The sequence below is a fragment of the Paenibacillus sp. LS-5 genome (genome assembly GCF_056121505.1).
This window is the reverse complement of sequence record NZ_JBWAVA010000001.1, coordinates 516,570-533,906: the sequence shown is the minus strand read 5'-3', so window position 1 is coordinate 533,906 and position 17,337 is coordinate 516,570. Positions and strand designations below refer to the sequence as shown.

Sequence of the window (17,337 nt, the reverse complement as noted above, 5' to 3'; positions counted from 1 at the left end):
TATATTTCAGGGAATCCCCTCTCAGGGACAGGGTACTCCCCTATATCAGTAGCCGAGTAAGGGCAGATACAATAAGGACAGGAAGTGAATATATACAATCAGCAGATAAGAATAATGGCGGAAAAGGTGAATGACATGATTAAAAAAATGCAGTTGCCGTTACAAACCCTGAATTTGATCGTTGGCTTTATGGTATGGGTAATTATTTCATCACTAATGCCTTTTATTTCCGAGGATATTTCTATTCCATCGGGAAAACTGGCCATGGTCACGGCGATTCCCGTAGTGCTTGGTTCGATCCTGCGTATACCGCTCGGCTACTATGCCAATATTTTTGGAGCCCGTATCATTTTTCTGATCAGCTTTATCCTTCTTCTCTTTCCAGTCTTCTATATTAGCAATGCCACCACATATATGGACCTGATCGTTGGCGGTACGTTTTTAGGGATTGGAGGCGCTGTTTTTTCCGTAGGAGTTACCTCGTTGCCCAAGTATTTCCCCAAAGAAAAACACGGGTTTGTTAACGGGATCTACGGGGTTGGGAATTTGGGTACGGCCCTAACCACATTTACTGCTCCGATCGTCGCTGCCCATTATGGCTGGGCGACTGCTGTGAAGCTGTATCTGATCCTTCTGCTGGTCTTTATTGCGCTTAATTTCTTTTTCGGAGACCGTCATGAGCCTAAGGTAAGAACGCCTATTATTGATCAGATTAAAGGTGTAGCCGCTAATGAGAAGCTCTGGTTGTTCTCGTTGTTCTATTTCATTACGTTCGGGTCGTTTGTCGCCTTTACAATCTATCTTCCTAACTTTCTGGTATCCAATTTTGGACTGGAAAAGGTGGATGCAGGCATGCGAACCGCGGGCTTTATTGCTGTTGCCACCTTCTTCCGGCCGGTTGGCGGCTGGCTGGCTGACAAATTCCAGCCTTTATTTCTGCTCATCGGGACGTTCAGTATTTATACTATTGCTGCGATCCTCTTAGCATTTCTGCCCTCTATTGGACTGTACACGGTGGGGTGCCTGGCCATTGCGTTCAGTGCAGGGATAGGAAATGGAGTTATCTTCAAGTTAGTCCCGCTTTATTTCAATAAACAGGCGGGGATTGCCAACGGGATTGTCTCCATGATGGGTGGACTGGGCGGGTTTTTCCCGCCGATTATGCTCTCGATTATTTTTTCAATCACAGGCCAATATTCGATAGGGTTCATGCTGCTGTCCCAAGTGGCCTTGGCGAGTCTTGTTCTTGTGATTTGGCTCTATTACAACGATCGCCTGGCACTTACTTCCGAAGTGTTCAAATCTACGGCCCAGGGAATTCTCGTAACGGATGCTTCGGGTGTGATCAAGAGTGTCAACCCTGCATTTACGAAGCTTACTGGCTTTACAGAAGCGGAGGTGCTGGGCAAATTGCCAAACGTGCTGAAGTCAGGAAGGCAGCCGGAAGGTTTTTACCGCAGCATGTGGAGCGAAATCCGGGCAAAAGGGTTTTGGCAGGGTGAAATTTGGAACAAAAGAAAGAATGGAGAGGAGTATCTCCAGCTGCTGAATATTAGTGCCGTCAAGGATGAGACCGGGGCAGATATTCGTTATGTCGGTACATTCAGCGATATTACGCACAAATAAGTGGGAGATTACTAGAAATGGGAGGAGGGCGTATGAGAACGACACCCATCATTGATCAACTAAAACGTCCGATCCGGGATTTGAGGATTTCGGTAACTGACCGTTGTAATTTTCGCTGTACCTACTGCATGCCGAAGGAAATATTCGGTGACGATTACGCCTTCATGCCCGCCCGCGAACTGCTGTCTTTTGAAGAGATTATTCGTTTGAGTAAACTCTTTATATCTTTGGGAGTTGGCAAAATCCGACTGACCGGGGGAGAACCGCTACTGCGGAAGGATCTTCATGAGCTTGTATCAGGCATCCGGGATTTGAATGGTGTAGAGGACATCGGATTGACCACTAACGGTATTTTCCTGGGGCAGCATGCAAAAAAGCTGTACGATGCGGGATTGCGGCGATTAAATATTAGCCTGGATGCGCTGGATCCCGTGATTTTCGGAAAAATGAACGGAAGAGGCACGAAACCTTCTCTTATTCTGAGAAATATTGATCAAGCCCGTGAAATGGGCTATGAGATCAAAATCAACATGGTGGTTCAAAAAGGTGTAAATGAATCAGAGATCCTGCCGATGGCTGCCTATTTCAAGGAACGTAACATTACGCTGCGCTTCATTGAATTTATGGATGTAGGAAATGACAATGGCTGGAGTCTGGCTAAAGTTGTTACCAAAAAGGACATTCTCCAATACCTTCAAAACGATTATAAGTTAGAGGCTTCGGAGCAAGAGAGCTATGGAGAGGTAGCACAACGTTACCGTTATCAAGACTGTAAGACTGAGGTGGGATTTATCACTTCGGTGTCTGAATCCTTTTGTTCGTCCTGTACGAGGGCAAGGTTATCTTCTGACGGTAAATTCTATACTTGTCTGTTTGCATCAAAGGGTACGGACCTGCGGACATTGCTTCGCACCGGAGCTGACGACCGTACGCTGCTCCGTGTGATTAAAGAGGTATGGGAGCTGCGCGGAGACAGGTATTCCGATGAGCGCCAGGAACAAACTGCAGGGAGCCGGAACAAGATAAGTATGTCGTATATTGGTGGCTGACGGGTTGGAATACACAAGATGGTATGAATTAATAAAGGTAGGAGACGATGGTCACCCATGAACGGAGCGGAACTGCTGATTCAGTTATTGCTTGACAAGAAGGTCGACACGATTTTTGGATATCCGGGGGGAGCCGTACTTCCTCTATACGACGCTTTGTTTGATTGTAATACCTTACATCATGTCTTAGTAAGACATGAACAGGCGGCCGTTCATGCCGCCGATGGTTATGCGCGGTCCACGGGGCGTCCCGGACTTGCACTTGTCACAAGCGGACCTGGTGCAACTAACGCCATTACCGGAATTGCGACAGCGTTTATGGATTCTATTCCAATGATTATCCTTACGGGTCAGGTGGCTACCGAATTAATTGGTCTGGATAGTTTTCAGGAAGTGGATATTTACGGAATGACGATGCCTATTACGAAACATAATTATATGGTTAGGGATATAGGCGATCTACAGAGGATTGTACATGAAGCCTTTTATTTGGCCACAACAGGCCGTCCCGGTCCTGTGCTGATCGATCTGCCGAAGAATGTGATGACGTCCACAGTAGAGGACAACCATTACAGTGAAATATCGCCAGCACCCTTACATATCCGCGGTTATCAGCCATATTCAGTGATCCCTGCCGATAGCTTACAGCTTGCAGCAGAGCAGTTCAATCATGCAGAACGCCCATTAGTTCTAGTTGGAGGCGGCTGTATGACAGATGAGACACCTTCATGGCTAAGAAAGTTTGTGGAGAGATTTCGGCTTCCTGTTGCGAGTACGCTAATGGGACTCGGCGCCCTGCCTTCCGATCATCCACAGCATCTGGGCATGGTGGGGATGCATGGAACTGTAGCTGCCAATCGTGCATTACAGGCAGCCGATTTGGTACTATGTCTCGGGGTTCGCTTCAGTGATCGTGTGACAGGAAACCGCAAGTCATTCTCTCCCGGCTCTTTTAAAATACAAGTTGATATTGATTCCTCTGAACTCAATAAGAACATCAATGTTGACCTTGCCATAACAGGACTCATATCGGAAATGCTTGCCGGATTGATGGAAGAAATACATAGGAGTGACCACTCCCTTTGGGAGAAACAGATTCAGCAGTGGATACAGCGATCCTCTAAATCTTCTCCCCAACCAGTAGCGAAATTGACTCCACAGGAAGTAATTAAATGTATTGATGCAGCTACAGACGGCAATGCCATCGTATCAACCGATGTAGGCCAACATCAAATCTGGACAGCCAGACACTACAACTTTACCGAACCGCGCTCTTTTCTAACCTCCGGTGGACTTGGAACCATGGGCTATGGATTGCCGGCAGCCATCGGTGCAGCAGTGGCCTATCCCGACAGGGAAGTCATCTGTATTACAGGGGATGGAAGCTTCCAGATGAATATACAGGAGATCATGACTGCTGTGGATCTGGGCATTAATCTGAAGGTCGCCATTCTTAAGAATGGATACCTTGGGATGGTCCGGCAGTGGCAGCAGCTTTTTCTAGGGCGAAGGTACTCTTCGGTGCACATCAGTTCACCTGACTTTGCTCTAATGGCCCAATCTTTTGGTGCGCACGGATTTCGGGCGCAGACCCTGGAGGAAGCAGAGTGCATTATTGAAGAGGCATTGCACACAAAGGGAGTCGTAATCATGGAATTTGATATTACCGAAGAATCCAATGTATATCCTATCGTCCCTCCGGGGGCCGGGAATCACGACATGATCGAAGAGTAGCACTATCAATATACAAAGAAGCGGGTTCCGTTATCGGAGACCCGCTTCTTTGCTTTCCAAGAGATTTATTGTAATTAGTGTTCAAAGAAAATAAAGTATTCGACTGGATTCATTGATTTAACGGGGTTTTTGTTTTGAAGGATCGTCAGCTTTTGAAAAATAAATTTTAAACTGATCCATTAATAAAAGCAGTGACGAACCAAGACTTGATAATAAAGTCTTAGACTGCCGCTGTTTCGTTTAACTAACGTTTCCCGTTAGATTAACGTCAAAACTTATGAATTATATATCTCTCTATTTAGATTAACAACATCTTGATGTGAGTATCCGCCTGCAGTTGTAGTAGAAAATCTTGCTATTGCCTGATCTCTTAAAAACGGGGCTTTTTCCTTATTCGCCCTCGTTAATGCTTCGGTTAATTCCTCTTTCGTTAGTTCCGTGCAGTAGCCAGGGTTTCCGGGCTGTTGTCTCCACGAATCATTTAAAGAGCCACCATCTACGGCATCAAAGCCTAGCACATTTACTACGTCCATAATTACTTCTTTATGGGATTGAACGTTACCAGCCACCGCCATTGCAATGCGACCACTAGTACCTTCAGGAGTTCCATTATTTTTTAATGTATACGCTAATTGATTGTTGAACGCTTTAATGATAGGTCTACCTAATTGGTTTGAAACCCAAAGACTTTCAACCATTCCGTTCTCAATTTCTTCAATTTTATTATCCCTAAAAGGATAATAATTTGATGTGTCTACAACAATAACTTCTTCTCCAATTTTGTCTATAGTATCACGGATGCTTGGTATTACATGAGAAGGAAGAGATATTATAAGAACATCAATATTTGTAATTACATCTTCCAAACTCGCAGGTGTTCCAGCAAACTCTTTTCCTTCTAAATGTTCAACTCCACGAGTTTCTGCAATTTTTACGTTATGCCCATTCTCAACTAATTTATTAGAAATACTTGCCCCTATTGCTCCTGCACCTATAATTCCAAATCTCATTTTTATTCCTCCTATTTGTATTAAAGTTGATTTTTTGAGTATTTTGTCTACATGCACTAATATATATACGTTACTCGCTTTTTTGAAGAGGGCAATAATAAGTGACATAGTACTATTTTTTGTACCTAACAGCAGAATGAGGTGGAATTGGTGTCTAAAATCAACAAAGAAGGATTTAATGAAGAATGTAAGACGGACCATAGGGAAATATATGGAATTGCTTATACCCAAAATCTGCTTTCAGGACGTTGGAAGTATATGATTCTTTGGTTTCTAAAATTCAAGCCACACCGATACAACGAAATTAAAACTCTTTTATGGGGTATTTCACAAGGGTCTCTAACAAAGCAACTTCGGGAATTGGAGGCAGATGGCTTAATTAACCGTAAGGTTTACCCTGAGGTGCCTCCGCGTGTTGAGTACTCACTGACGTCAAAAGGAGAACAATTGATTCCAATTATTGATTTAATGGAGGAATTCGGAAATAAGTTTGGAGAAAAATCAGATTAATTAGACGGGGTATTTCTAAACTATCCTGCTCCTCAGCTTAATGAAGCATTGTCAGTCTAATACTTTATTTTCACCGAACAATTAGAAATAGAAGATAATCACCGATATGTACAGCATAATGGAAAAGACAATTTCCAGCATTCCGGTTCGTTTGGCTGTGATTTTTGTTCTGGGAAGGCTTGCCGCGCGCGCAAGCAGAAGGAGCAGGGGGCAGGTTAATGAAGGGAAGAGGAACACACCAATAAGTATAAATAGACTATGATACACTACCGATGCGTAATAATACTTTGGATTGTTTTTCTCACGAATAATCGTTTTTACGTACAAGGCAGTCCCTACAAAATATAGTAACGCCAAGATAAACAATTCGGTAGCTGTTTCCCAGCTTGTACCTCCGCCAACATAAAATACGGGAAACACCATCAGACAGAACAGCAGAATCCCTGAGATATCGTTGAGCAGCGCACGTTCATTTTTGGTTCTGGCATAATACAGATTTACAGCAAAAAGTGGTAGGGCCAGCAGGGCGAACCAGAGAAGCTTAGGCTTGGCAGCGGTCAGATAGATAACAAAAGGGAGGAGCAGCAGACCATATACTTTAAGAGGCTTGAGAACCCTGTCAAACCGTCGCGTTTTGACTCCTTGCAAAAGTTGAAAGATGAATAAATAAATGAACAGCCAGCACAAGAACAATGGAATATGAAGGAATAGGGCCTGTGAGGCCGCCATTCCGAACAAAAAAGGGAGTACCAGCATGGCCCAAGCGCCATGTTGATTAGGAATATATTTTTTCAACAATAATTACCTCCAGTGCGATACCATATTTCCCGGACACTTTAAATATACGATCTTTCGAAGCACCCTCTAGTGATTCCAGACACACGTTGCAGATTATCCAGTTCTATCCCTACATATAAAAATAAAGCTTGCATCCCTTTGACTATTAATGATATTTTAAAATAAAAGCCACACAAAACAACGTAAAAGCACAAAAGAACAACTTGGGCATCACAGGGATGAGATCCCGGAATTCAGGAGGCTTAACATGATTACACGTCGACTTTCCTTTCATCCGAATGGGACTTTTAAAATTGTGCAGTTTACGGATATCCATCTCCAGGATGGAATCGAGCCGGAGCGTGATGCCCGGACGCTGGAACTTATGAAGCGTATTCTGGAAACCGAGCAGCCGGATCTGGTCGTGTTCACTGGCGATCTGATCTACAGCGCAGATACGGTAGACCCCAAGGCTACATTCCGCCGGGTAATTGAGGTAGCGGCACAGGCGGGAACGCCGTTTGCCGTGATCTATGGTAACCATGATACGGAGAAGGGGGTTACAAGGGCAGAGCTTCAGGCGATTTTATCAGAATATGAGTTATGTATGGCTGAAGCGGGACCGGAAGAAATACAAGGTACAGGCAATTATGTGCTATCCCTCTATAGCCATGCGGAAGAACGGGAGTCTGCGGTACTATATTTCGTGGATTCGGGTGAATATGCTCCTGCAGCTATCGGCGGGTATGCCTGGATTCATCCTGATCAAGTCGGCTGGTATTCACAGGAATCTGCTAAGATCCGGGAGAGAAATGGCAAAGTGCTGCCTGCGCTGGCATTTATGCATATTCCGATTCCAGAATACAATGAGGTATGGCAATCGGGAAGTGTAGCCGGGAATAAGGGAGAAATGGTCTGCTGCTCCAAAGTAAACAGTGGCTGGTTCGCGGCCATGCTGGAAGCAGGAGATGTGATGGCAACCTTCGCCGGACACGATCATGACAATGATTACATAGGCGTACTGCACGGAATAACGCTTGCCTATGGCCGGGTGACCGGGCATAACACATACGGGGCCCTGCAGCGCGGAGCAAGGGTGATTCGACTCCAGGAAGGGGAACGGCGGTTCGAGACATGGATCAGGTTGGAGGATGGCGGTGTAGTTTGACCTAAGCATGGACAGAGACAACAGGAGGGTATACGAAATGAAGGTAGATTTCCATCTCCATCTGGAAGAAGGGCCGTATTCACCAAGGTGGCTGCAGCGTACGCTGGAGAGTCTGACCACGATGAAGGGCAGCTCTGAAAAGACACATACACTGTCCTGGATGCAGGATAGCTTCGGTCTGCTTGAACAGCGCATCGCGGGCGGAGCCTTTACCACCGAGTGGCTGGACCTGTATCTGGAGCAAGCTAAGAAGCGAGGGATGCACACCGTCGGCATCGTCGATCATCTGTACCGGTTCACGAAGTATAAAGCCTATTATGAAAAGCATATGATCCTGGATGATACCTGGATAGGCCGGTTGCAGCGAGAGTGGCTGGATCAGGTGTGTATGGCGGATTCGGACGATTTTGTAAGATGCATTCAGCTCCAAAAGGACAAGTGGCGGCGTGAGGGAATAGAGCTGCGTCTTGGTATCGAAGCGGACTATTTTCCCGGCTGTGAGCTGGAGCTAAGCGGGATTTTGGCAGAACAGCCTTATGACTATGTGATCGGTTCTGTGCATTTTGTAGATGGCTGGGGTTTTGACAATCCGGCGACGCAAAAGTACTTTGAACAATTCGATCTGGAAGCTCTGTACGCCCGGTTCTTCGAGATTGTCGGATATGCGGTCACTTCACGTTTGTTCGATATTGTTGCCCACCTCGATAACCTCAAGGCCTTTAACTACCGCCCGGATGAAGAGCTGCTACTGCCTATGTATGAGCAGATTGCTGATCTGCTGATTGCACATGATACTGCCACAGAGATCAACGCTGGAATGGTGTACCGTTATCCGATTAAGGAGATGTGCCCAAGCCCCGCTTTCCTGGCGGTATTGGCGGACAAAGGCGTACTTCTCACGACCTCTACCGATGCGCATTTCCCAGAAGATCTCGGCGGTTATACGGATCTGCAGCTGGAACTGTTGAAGCAGGCGGGCATGAGGGAGATAGTAACTTTCCACAACCGGCAACGGAGCACGCATAAGCTGGAATGAATAATGAATAGCGAGTCTTTCTTTTTGAAGAAAGGCTCGTTTTGTTATAATAGGTAAGGATACATAAGTTCGGTATGAGGGGTTGCTAAGATGATGAGCCATATGAAAGAGAATATCGTCGAATATTGTCTGCGGAAAAAGGGGGCGACTAGGGAATATCCCTTTGGGCCTGAACCCTTGGTGATCAAAGTTAAAGGTAAAATGTTCGCTCTTATCTTTGAGAATTTAGAGAAGCATACCATTATCAACCTGAAATGTGATCCTGTCATTGCGGATAATCTGAGAGAGCAGCATGAAAACGTTCGTCCAGGTTACCATATGAACAAAAAACACTGGAATTCCATAACCCTCGATGGCTCCGTGCCAGAGCCTGATCTATTGGCAATGATCGACCACTCTTATCTTTTAGTTGTTAAAACCCTTTCAAAAAGTCTCCAACAATCGATACTGGATACTTAATCTCCTACGCTTGCGTTTGCTCTGACTTCCGGCGACGCAGGCTCATGATAACCAAGGACAGAGCAACACCCGTGAGGATCAACCCTAGTACACGGAATCCCCCGAAGCTGAACTTTCCGCCCATGACGATCCCTACCAACAATGAGGAGAGAATCGTTCCAAGGTATCTGGATGTATTAAACAACCCTGATGCTACTCCGATTATTTCTTTCGGTGAGCTTTTGAACATGGCTGCTTGCATACCAACATTATTTAACCCGTTACTTATGCCGAAAGCAGCTAAAGCCAGACATACACTGATAACCGGCGAATGTTGATTCAATGACACGATCAAAGCAGATCCCAATGTCATGAATATGGCGGACACCAAGAGTGCCGGGGCTGCTCCTGAGTGATCGATCCAACGCCCTGCCAATGGGGAAACGACTAGCGAGCATAATCCTAAAGTTAACATCAGAATCCCTGTATGGAATTCGCTGACATGACGTACGATTTGCAAATAGGAAGGAAGCCCGAAAAACACCGAATAATACAATACGTTCACGAGCATGAATTCGATATTGACCCAAGTCATCGCAGGATAATGGGCAAATGTACGCAAAGGAATAAACGGTGAAGTCGTATGCAATTCATGCCGGATGAAGGCCCAAATTAACATGAGACCTATCACTATTTCAGTGATAGTTAGCCATGAGATGTGACCGGATGATTTGGCCGACAGTAATCCAACGAGCAGTGCTACCAGACCTGTTGTGAAAAGCAGGATGCCTGACACATCAATCACATGGGCCCATTTCCGAAAAGACGTGTTGCTTGCGATGGCTGCTTGCGAATCGTCCTTAGGAATCGTCTTCCAGGACATTATAAAGCTAACCACTACAATTGGAATATTGACGAAAAAGATAGCATGCCAATCCCACCAGTGAATGAACACCCCGCCAATAAAGGGCCCAATAGCTGCTGCTCCGGATAGGAATATGGACAAAACAGAAAGTGCGGTAGCTTGCTTCTCTGTGATATGAACTCGTACAATGGCCATTCCAACGGCAACCATCATGCTTGTTCCAACGGATTGCAAAATTCGAAACACGATAAGCCACCCAAAGCTTGGGGATAGCGCAGCTAAGAATGAGGCAGCGAAGGATACGCATAGCCCGGTAAGGAATATTTTTCTACGGCCGAATAAATCACTGGCCTTACCCATGACAGGTTGAGCGACAGCACTCGCTATGTAGAATGAAAAGATAACCCAAGAAACCTTTGTGAAATCTAGCTGAAACACATTTTGCAGCCTTGGAATCGCCACCGAGACCATCGAAGAGTTTAGTGGATTCAAGAGAATCCCCAGTCCCACGGATATCATTAACCACCAGCTACGCGAATTCATTGTGAGTACCTCCCCAAATTGTTATAATCATATCCTACTTGACATCATGTATTTACTCCAACGCATTCTATGTTATGATTTCATTGACTTAAGGGAATGAATGGAGGTTGGCCAATGGAACTTCTTCAATTGCAGTATTTTGTTGCTGTAGCCCGGTTGGAACATGTTACTGAAGCTGCACGAAGTCTGCATGTTACACAATCCTCTCTGAGCAAAACGATTGCCCGCCTGGAGGAGGATTTGGGTGTTCCCTTATTTGACCGGACCGGAAGAAGACTGCGGTTGAATGATTTCGGAAGCAGATTCCTCCGTCGTGCTGAAAGGGCTTTGTTTGAATTAGAACAAGGCAAGCAGGAGATTAAGGATCTTGCCAATCTGGAACATAGCACCCTGGAATTGGCGGTGACCGCCGCAAGCATGTTGCCAAGTATCCTTCGGGAGTTTCGGAAAAAGATGCCTTCTGTTCTTTTTCATGTACAAATGCTTGCCACGCAGGAAATGGTTACACTTCTTCTTAGTGGAGCTATCGATGTATGCTTGTCTTCACCTCCGATACAAGGGGATGATATAGAATGTCAAATCGTATGCATTGACCCGATCGTTGTCGCTGTTCCTAAGGGGCATCATCTGGCAAATCGAAAAAGGATATCCTTGATAGAGCTAAAGGACGAATGGTTTGTCGGTGTAAGGAGAGGTTACGGCACTCGCGATTTAGTGGACACTGTTTGCGAATCAGCTGGATTTATACCCCAATATGTATATGAGGGCGATGAACCTGCAAGGTTAAGCGCTCTTGTGGAAGCGGGAATTGGCATAGCTTTCATACCTAGCAGTGCACGGAACTCACGGGAACACATCCATTATATCCAAGTGGATAATCACGATTTGGTAAGGGAAATCGCTCTATTATGGCACAAAGGTCGGTATATTTCGCAGGCTGCTCTGGAATTCCGTGAAGTGGTTGTGGAGTATTTTGGCGCGATGTCTGAACAATATTATTTCAACTAAGGAACGGTGGATCAGATGAGGCTTACCCTGTATACTGATTTTTCTTTGCGCATCCTCATGTATCTCGGGACAAAAGAACGAAGCGGGCTGTCGACGATACAAGAGATTTCAGATGCTTATCATATTTCGAAAAATCATTTGATGAAGGTTTCCCACGAGCTCGGTCAAGCGGGATATATAGAAACGGTAAGAGGCAGAGGAGGCGGAGTACGGCTGGCACAGTCGCCTGAGCTCATTAACATCGGTGAAGTGGTACGACGGATGGAAGACGATTTCCATCTGGTGGAATGCTTCAATCCTGCTGGTAATCATTGTCCAATCGCTCCAGCATGCGGATTAAAGGGCGTGCTTGGCAGAGCGCTCAATGCCTATTTGCAGGTGCTTAGTGAATACACCTTGCAAGACCTGCTGCTGAATAAGCATGACCTGCAGGATATCTTTCAGCGGGAAAGAACGGCATTAAGCCTTCAATCTTAATTGGCCATTTAAGGACTCCTCATAATTCGCTCTATTAATATTCTGTGAAATTAGTGACAGCATCTGTCGAATAATGATTGTATTTCATAGATATATGTGAGATTCTGTAAATATCTCTATGTCTATGAAAGAGATCACACAGCTAGAATGTTGTAACACAACACAGAAGAGGGGTCAAAACTATGAGGATTAAGCAATCATCATCAAAAGTGGCTATGTATTTGGCAATTCTATTATTTTGTATGACGGTCATGCCGCAGCCTTCAATTACCTTGGCAGCGCCGTCCATACAGGCAGAAGATGCACCCGTTCAGCCATGGCCATCCAGTTTCACTGCTTACACGGACAGCAGTGGGAAGATAATCAATGACCCAGCCAACGAGCCGGGAATAAGTCCGGACGATGTTGATTTTATGAGCGGATTATCTAAAGGCGCGGGTGATCTTCCTTCGTTCTATGTAGCAGGTGACGGATCGAATCTGTTTTTTCGCATGAGACTATTAGGGGACCCGCGGGATGACAAAGGAGGATATCTCTCTTCCGTCTGGCTGGTGAAGGTTTCCGATGGGACTGCGACCAAAGCCGTCATTGGGCTTAATGGTAAATCCCCTCATGAGGATTATATATATATATCCAATAACAACGGTTCTGTAGTACATGCTGTGAATAAGACTGACAATAGCGGGAAGAATGTACCCGGCACCCGGGTGACCGAGGATTCAAACGGTGATTATTTTCTCGATATCCAGATTCCTGTAGCTAGCTTAACAGCTATTGATTCAAGTATCACATCAGCATCTATTCTGAAGTTTGCATTCGCTACCTCCAAGGCGGCCAATCTGGCTGTTATCAATAAGGATGGACAGGAAGAAGCTTACGGCGACTACGCTAAGCTGTCTCCCTTCGGAATTTACCGGCCTAATATAGCGATTGCACCGGCCCTTCAGGATGCATACACAACTTTCCCTGCATCTGTAACCGGCACCACTGCCAATGTGGCAAATGGACAGACAGTGACTCTGACTATTGCACCTACTTCCGGCAATGGGGCAGCAGTTACCAAAACAACGACGATCACCAATAATGCCTGGTCCATATCAGGTATTACAGGTATCGCTACTGGATTCTCCTATCTGGTCACAGCGAGTGTGGTGAACGAGAAGGGGTATACGGCTACCGCATCTCAGCTTACTGGAATCGGTGCCTCCAAAGTGACGATTACAGGAAATCCTAGTTACTCCACATACCAGTTTCCGACCAGCTTTGCAGGGACCTTTGTCCGTTCTGCAACTGGTAACAGAAATGTACTACTCTCCATATACCGATTGTCGGGTCCTAATTTAGCGACTGAGACACTATTGACTTCAACTATGAGACTCGGTGTAACTGGAAATCCGGGAATATGGTCAATAGCTTCTATAAGTTATATAAATGGAAGTCAACCTACACCAGGATCAACTTACAAGATCGTTGCCGTAGATGAAGATAATGCCAATGCCAAAGCGGTACAGGTGATTAAATTCCTCCAGAGCAACATCACGATCAGTTCACCGGCGAATAATACCCGTTCAGATGTTACTACACCCAATGTTATAGGAACAGCGAACCCCGATGAAACGGTCAAACTGTACATCGACAATGTGCTCTCCAGGCAGACTATTGCTGATTCAGGCGGCAACTGGACGATCAGCATCGATAAGCCGCTTACAGCCACACCGGTTAACAACTATCATACGTTCAAAGCTGTGGCTTCAGACGGAAGCACTGAGGTGGCCAGCAATATTGTCAATTACGGAGTCAGTGCGCTGGATGTGAGCATCGAGAACGGCTCACATCCATACATTTATCTGACGACAACTGAACCGGTCTTCCGGGGCAGATCAACGGACACCGCTGTGGATGTCGTAATAACTGATGATAGTGATGCGTCCCAATCCTATACTTGGTCCAATGTGCCAGTTACTTCCGGCAAATGGTCTGTGAGAACGCCTTCTACATTTATGTTGATAAGCGGAAAGAACTATACCGTTACAGTGTCAGCAGACAACAATAATTCAGTCACGGCTACTATGCATGCGCTAGTGAAGACCAGCACTACTATTTCGGTCATCAGCCCGGTAGCAGCCTCACATATGAATGTCCGTGATTCCATTACAGGCATTTCTGAACCTAATGCAGAAGTCAGCTTGAATCTGGATCAGGCAACCATTGTGAATGTGACGGCAAATAATATCGGTGATTGGAGCTATACACCTTCTTCCGATTGGACAAAAGACAACCATACCGCTGAAGCGACTACATCGGATGAAGCTGGGAATACGGCATCTGCTGCCACATCCTTCATGATTGGTAGTACCAGTATCGCTTCAGTGACTAATGTGAGTTACAGCGCACCCTACGGGACAACCATTGACGACGCTAAAAGTGCACTTGGGTCAAGCGTTACAGTGGATCTGGAGGACGGGGGAACGGCTACGGTTCCAATCACTTGGAGCGGAGATTCTGTTCCTGCTTATGACGGTTCAGTTGCCGGCTCTTATGTTTTTGCAGGAACCTTCAATTCATTGCCGGAGGGTGTGAATAATAACAATTCTATTAACGCAAGCGGGACAGTACATGTGTTGCCTCCCGGCACTACAAATATCGTGTCAGCTGAAGACGTCAGCGTGAATGTGCCATACTCCACTACAAAGGAGAAAGCCAAAGAAGCATTAGGCACCATAGTTGAGGTTACGTTGGATGGCGGCAGCAAGGCAGCGGTTCCGGTTGCGTGGGACGATGAATCTGTTCCTGTGTACGATGGCAACTACGCTGCAGCATATAGCTTTACAGGTACTTTGGGTCCTTTGCCAAAAGGATTGGACAATACTGCTTCTGTTAAGGCAATGGGGATCGTGAACGTTGCTGATATTAATGAGAATCAATTGAAAGAAGCTGTACGAAGCCTATGGATACGCTACAGTGTTGGCGACATCTGGGAAAGCGTAACACTGCCTGTATTCCTGCTCAAGGACGGTAAATATAATACTGATATTACATGGACTTCTAACAAGCCGGATGTAATATCCATTGAAAATGCTCCTGCTGATTGGGGGAGTGCAGAGGGGAGAGAATTCAAGGCGGTCGTTAACCGCCAGGCAGAAGACGTAAGTGTTATTCTGACGGCCAACGTTGCAAAAGGCGCAATGCATGTGTCCCGCAGTTTTCTGCTGATCGTCAAGAGTACAAATGTTGCAGAAACAAAAACGACAAGTCCACGTAATGACAGCAACATCAAAGTAAATGATAAAGAAATCCCGATTCTGATTAACCGCACCACCTTGTCGGACGGCAGCCGTATTGACAAACTGATTGTATCTTCCACTTCTATGGATAAACTGTTGCTCGCCATCGGACCCGGAGCAGATCTGGAGATGCAGTTTAATGATAAACCGAATGGGGATACCTCTGAGCGTTCCGATGAAATCACCATGGAGATTCCAGTAGATGCTCTGGACAAGCTCAATAATCAGGCAGTTCAACTTACAACCCCGGAAGGATCTGTCCGGCTCCCGGCAGCTTCCGTCGCTCAAGCAAAGAGCTCCGGCATCGATCTCTTTTTCCGGATTGTTCCGGTTCGGGCAGAGACGACACGCCAGACGATCTTTAACGATACTCTGCAGAATCCCCTGGTAAGAGCGGAGGCTGGAAGTAAAGACATTCGAATGCTCGATATTCCACGCGAAATTGAAACTAATTATTCGGGATTCGCTACTGAAGTAACACTGCCTTTGACCTATCTTTCGATACCAAGCGATCCCACACAACGCCAGCTGTATCTTGACTCCTTACGCGTCTTTATCCAGCACTCGGATGGTTCGGAAGCCATTGTCAGAGGAACGGGCCCGAACTCCATTCCCGGTGAGATTATTACTAGTAATGGTGCAGCTACAGGGTTGAAATTTACGATTGATAAATTCAGTACCTTTAGTTTCTTTCAGGTCACTGATCCTGTGCCAACACCGGTTCCGACAGCTGCTCCGACAGCCGCTCCGACAGCCGTTCCGACAGCTGCTCCAACAGCGGATCCATCTTCGGGTTCACCAATGGGTTCATCAACCCCTGTGTTCCCTGAGAAGGTAAAAGTAACCACGGGTACCGTCAGTCTTATAGATCATCAGCTGGAGCTGAAGCTGGATCAGCCCCTTGCAGCGGGAACTCTATCGACTGAAGGGTTAACCGTAACGATTGCCGGCAAACCTGTCCAGGTTCAGAATGCAGAGATTACCGCCGATAAGCGGCTGGTTCTGACACTCGGTGAACCCATTCAGGCAGGAATGCTCATTCGTATTGAATACAAGGCTCCATCAAGCGCCAGCACAGTACAGTCTAAAAGTCTTGAATCCTTCACACTGGAGATCCTGAACAGTATGATTCATAACAAGTACATCAACGGATACCCGGATGGTACCTTCAAGCCAGGCCACTCCATTACACGGGCTGAAATGGCCGCTATATTGACACGCTTGCTTGGAACAACCCAGGAGAAGATAACCGTCAAGCCTTACCCTGATGTGAAGACCACTCACTGGGCATCATCAGGAATTCAACTTATGAAGGATACGGGGATAATGAAAGGTTATCCGGATGGACTCTTCCACCCCGAGAAGTCTATCAGCCGGGGAGAGATGGCTGCGGTCATTCTGGCCTTCAAGGGTAAAACTGCGAGCAGCGAATTACCGTTGACCTATAGCGACACGGCCGGTCATTGGGCTAAATATGCCGCTGAAGAACTGAAGACAGAAGGGATCATGATTGGGGGCACGGACGGCAAGTTCCATCCGCAAGATAATCTGACTCGGGCAGAAGCGGTGGTTGCCATGAACAAGGTATTGAAGCGCGGAGGACTCACAGGTGATTTCGATCCTACCTGGCCCGATACTTCGAAGAGCGACTGGAGTTATGCGCAAATAGAGGAAGCATCCCATTCCCATGAATCCACTCGTGTTAATGACATGGAAGAACGTTGGATACGTTTCATTAATAATTAAAAGAATATACAATAAGCCCCCAGGCTGTTGCCCGGGGGCTTATTGTATGCCAAAAACAAATAATTC

The 17,337-nt window shown here is 46.1% G+C and carries 13 protein-coding genes; 10 read left to right on the top strand and 3 right to left on the bottom strand.

The window, feature by feature from the left end; translation table 11 throughout:
* Positions 1-135: 135 nt before the first annotated feature.
* The 3 genes from AC0MA3_RS02425 to ilvB are packed head-to-tail and all read left to right on the top strand — an operon-like array spanning position 136 to position 4,409.
* A complete protein-coding gene (locus AC0MA3_RS02425) occupies positions 136-1,626 on the top strand; it encodes a nitrate/nitrite transporter (RefSeq protein ID WP_379152286.1) in 1,491 nt (496 codons plus the stop codon).
* Positions 1,627-1,658: 32 nt separating this feature from the next.
* Positions 1,659-2,675 (top strand): GTP 3',8-cyclase MoaA, encoded by a 1,017-nt coding sequence (gene moaA / locus AC0MA3_RS02420; protein ID WP_379152290.1) that lies wholly within the window; start codon positions 1,659-1,661, stop codon positions 2,673-2,675.
* Positions 2,676-2,732: 57 nt separating this feature from the next.
* Positions 2,733-4,409 (top strand): biosynthetic-type acetolactate synthase large subunit, encoded by a 1,677-nt coding sequence (gene ilvB / locus AC0MA3_RS02415; RefSeq protein ID WP_379152294.1) that lies wholly within the window; start codon positions 2,733-2,735, stop codon positions 4,407-4,409.
* Positions 4,410-4,684: 275 nt separating this feature from the next.
* Here the strand turns inward: ilvB and AC0MA3_RS02410 are convergent, their stop codons facing one another.
* Positions 4,685-5,527, bottom strand: coding sequence for an NADPH-dependent F420 reductase (locus AC0MA3_RS02410; protein WP_474655044.1), 843 nt, complete (start codon positions 5,525-5,527; stop codon positions 4,685-4,687).
* Positions 5,528-5,569: 42 nt separating this feature from the next.
* Here AC0MA3_RS02410 and AC0MA3_RS02405 point away from each other — a divergent pair, with 42 nt between their 5' ends.
* Positions 5,570-5,929 (top strand): winged helix-turn-helix transcriptional regulator, encoded by a 360-nt coding sequence (locus tag AC0MA3_RS02405; RefSeq protein WP_379152300.1) that lies wholly within the window; start codon positions 5,570-5,572, stop codon positions 5,927-5,929.
* Between the two features lie 81 nt (positions 5,930-6,010).
* On the opposite strand, the gene AC0MA3_RS02400 is transcribed toward AC0MA3_RS02405, so the two are convergent.
* Positions 6,011-6,724 (bottom strand): YwiC-like family protein, encoded by a 714-nt coding sequence (locus tag AC0MA3_RS02400; protein WP_379152303.1) that lies wholly within the window; start codon positions 6,722-6,724, stop codon positions 6,011-6,013.
* A gap of 250 nt (positions 6,725-6,974) precedes the next feature.
* Between AC0MA3_RS02400 and AC0MA3_RS02395 the strand changes: the two genes are divergently transcribed.
* The 3 genes from AC0MA3_RS02395 to AC0MA3_RS02385 all read left to right on the top strand — a co-directional run bounded on the left by AC0MA3_RS02395 (position 6,975) and on the right by AC0MA3_RS02385 (position 9,369).
* Entirely contained in the window at positions 6,975-7,874 is a 900-nt protein-coding gene (locus AC0MA3_RS02395) for a metallophosphoesterase family protein (RefSeq protein WP_379152306.1), read from the top strand.
* 37 nt (positions 7,875-7,911) lie between these two features.
* Positions 7,912-8,910: a histidinol phosphate phosphatase domain-containing protein gene (locus AC0MA3_RS02390; protein WP_379152309.1), complete on the top strand. Its 999-nt coding sequence runs from the start codon at positions 7,912-7,914 to the stop codon at positions 8,908-8,910.
* A 102-nt stretch (positions 8,911-9,012) separates the two neighbouring features.
* Complete coding sequence (locus AC0MA3_RS02385; protein WP_379152312.1) at positions 9,013-9,369, top strand: MmcQ/YjbR family DNA-binding protein; 357 nt, start codon at positions 9,013-9,015, stop codon at positions 9,367-9,369.
* Positions 9,370-9,373: 4 nt separating this feature from the next.
* Here the strand turns inward: AC0MA3_RS02385 and AC0MA3_RS02380 are convergent, their stop codons facing one another.
* Positions 9,374-10,756 (bottom strand): MFS transporter, encoded by a 1,383-nt coding sequence (locus AC0MA3_RS02380; RefSeq protein WP_474655043.1) that lies wholly within the window; start codon positions 10,754-10,756, stop codon positions 9,374-9,376.
* Positions 10,757-10,870: 114 nt separating this feature from the next.
* Here AC0MA3_RS02380 and AC0MA3_RS02375 point away from each other — a divergent pair, with 114 nt between their 5' ends.
* The 3 genes from AC0MA3_RS02375 to AC0MA3_RS02365 all read left to right on the top strand — a co-directional run bounded on the left by AC0MA3_RS02375 (position 10,871) and on the right by AC0MA3_RS02365 (position 17,271).
* Positions 10,871-11,764: a LysR family transcriptional regulator gene (locus AC0MA3_RS02375; protein ID WP_379152319.1), complete on the top strand. Its 894-nt coding sequence runs from the start codon at positions 10,871-10,873 to the stop codon at positions 11,762-11,764.
* A gap of 15 nt (positions 11,765-11,779) precedes the next feature.
* Positions 11,780-12,241: an RrF2 family transcriptional regulator gene (locus AC0MA3_RS02370; RefSeq protein ID WP_379152321.1), complete on the top strand. Its 462-nt coding sequence runs from the start codon at positions 11,780-11,782 to the stop codon at positions 12,239-12,241.
* A gap of 182 nt (positions 12,242-12,423) precedes the next feature.
* Positions 12,424-17,271 carry an S-layer homology domain-containing protein gene (locus AC0MA3_RS02365; RefSeq protein WP_379152324.1) on the top strand — a complete coding sequence of 1,616 codons (4,848 nt, stop codon included), beginning with the start codon at positions 12,424-12,426 and terminating at the stop codon, positions 17,269-17,271.
* Positions 17,272-17,337 lie beyond the last annotated feature (66 nt).

Coding starts and splice junctions, on each gene's coding strand:
- AC0MA3_RS02425 (WP_379152286.1), top strand. CDS start 136: ATGATTAAAAAAATGCAGTTGCCGTTACAAACCCTGAATTTGATCGTT.
- moaA (WP_379152290.1), top strand. CDS start 1,659: ATGAGAACGACACCCATCATTGATCAACTAAAACGTCCGATCCGGGAT.
- ilvB (WP_379152294.1), top strand. CDS start 2,733: ATGAACGGAGCGGAACTGCTGATTCAGTTATTGCTTGACAAGAAGGTC.
- AC0MA3_RS02410 (WP_474655044.1), bottom strand. CDS start 5,527: ATGTCACTTATTATTGCCCTCTTCAAAAAAGCGAGTAACGTATATATA.
- AC0MA3_RS02395 (WP_379152306.1), top strand. CDS start 6,975: ATGATTACACGTCGACTTTCCTTTCATCCGAATGGGACTTTTAAAATT.
- AC0MA3_RS02390 (WP_379152309.1), top strand. CDS start 7,912: ATGAAGGTAGATTTCCATCTCCATCTGGAAGAAGGGCCGTATTCACCA.
- AC0MA3_RS02385 (WP_379152312.1), top strand. CDS start 9,013: ATGAAAGAGAATATCGTCGAATATTGTCTGCGGAAAAAGGGGGCGACT.
- AC0MA3_RS02380 (WP_474655043.1), bottom strand. CDS start 10,756: ATGAATTCGCGTAGCTGGTGGTTAATGATATCCGTGGGACTGGGGATT.
- AC0MA3_RS02375 (WP_379152319.1), top strand. CDS start 10,871: ATGGAACTTCTTCAATTGCAGTATTTTGTTGCTGTAGCCCGGTTGGAA.
- AC0MA3_RS02370 (WP_379152321.1), top strand. CDS start 11,780: ATGAGGCTTACCCTGTATACTGATTTTTCTTTGCGCATCCTCATGTAT.
- AC0MA3_RS02365 (WP_379152324.1), top strand. CDS start 12,424: ATGAGGATTAAGCAATCATCATCAAAAGTGGCTATGTATTTGGCAATT.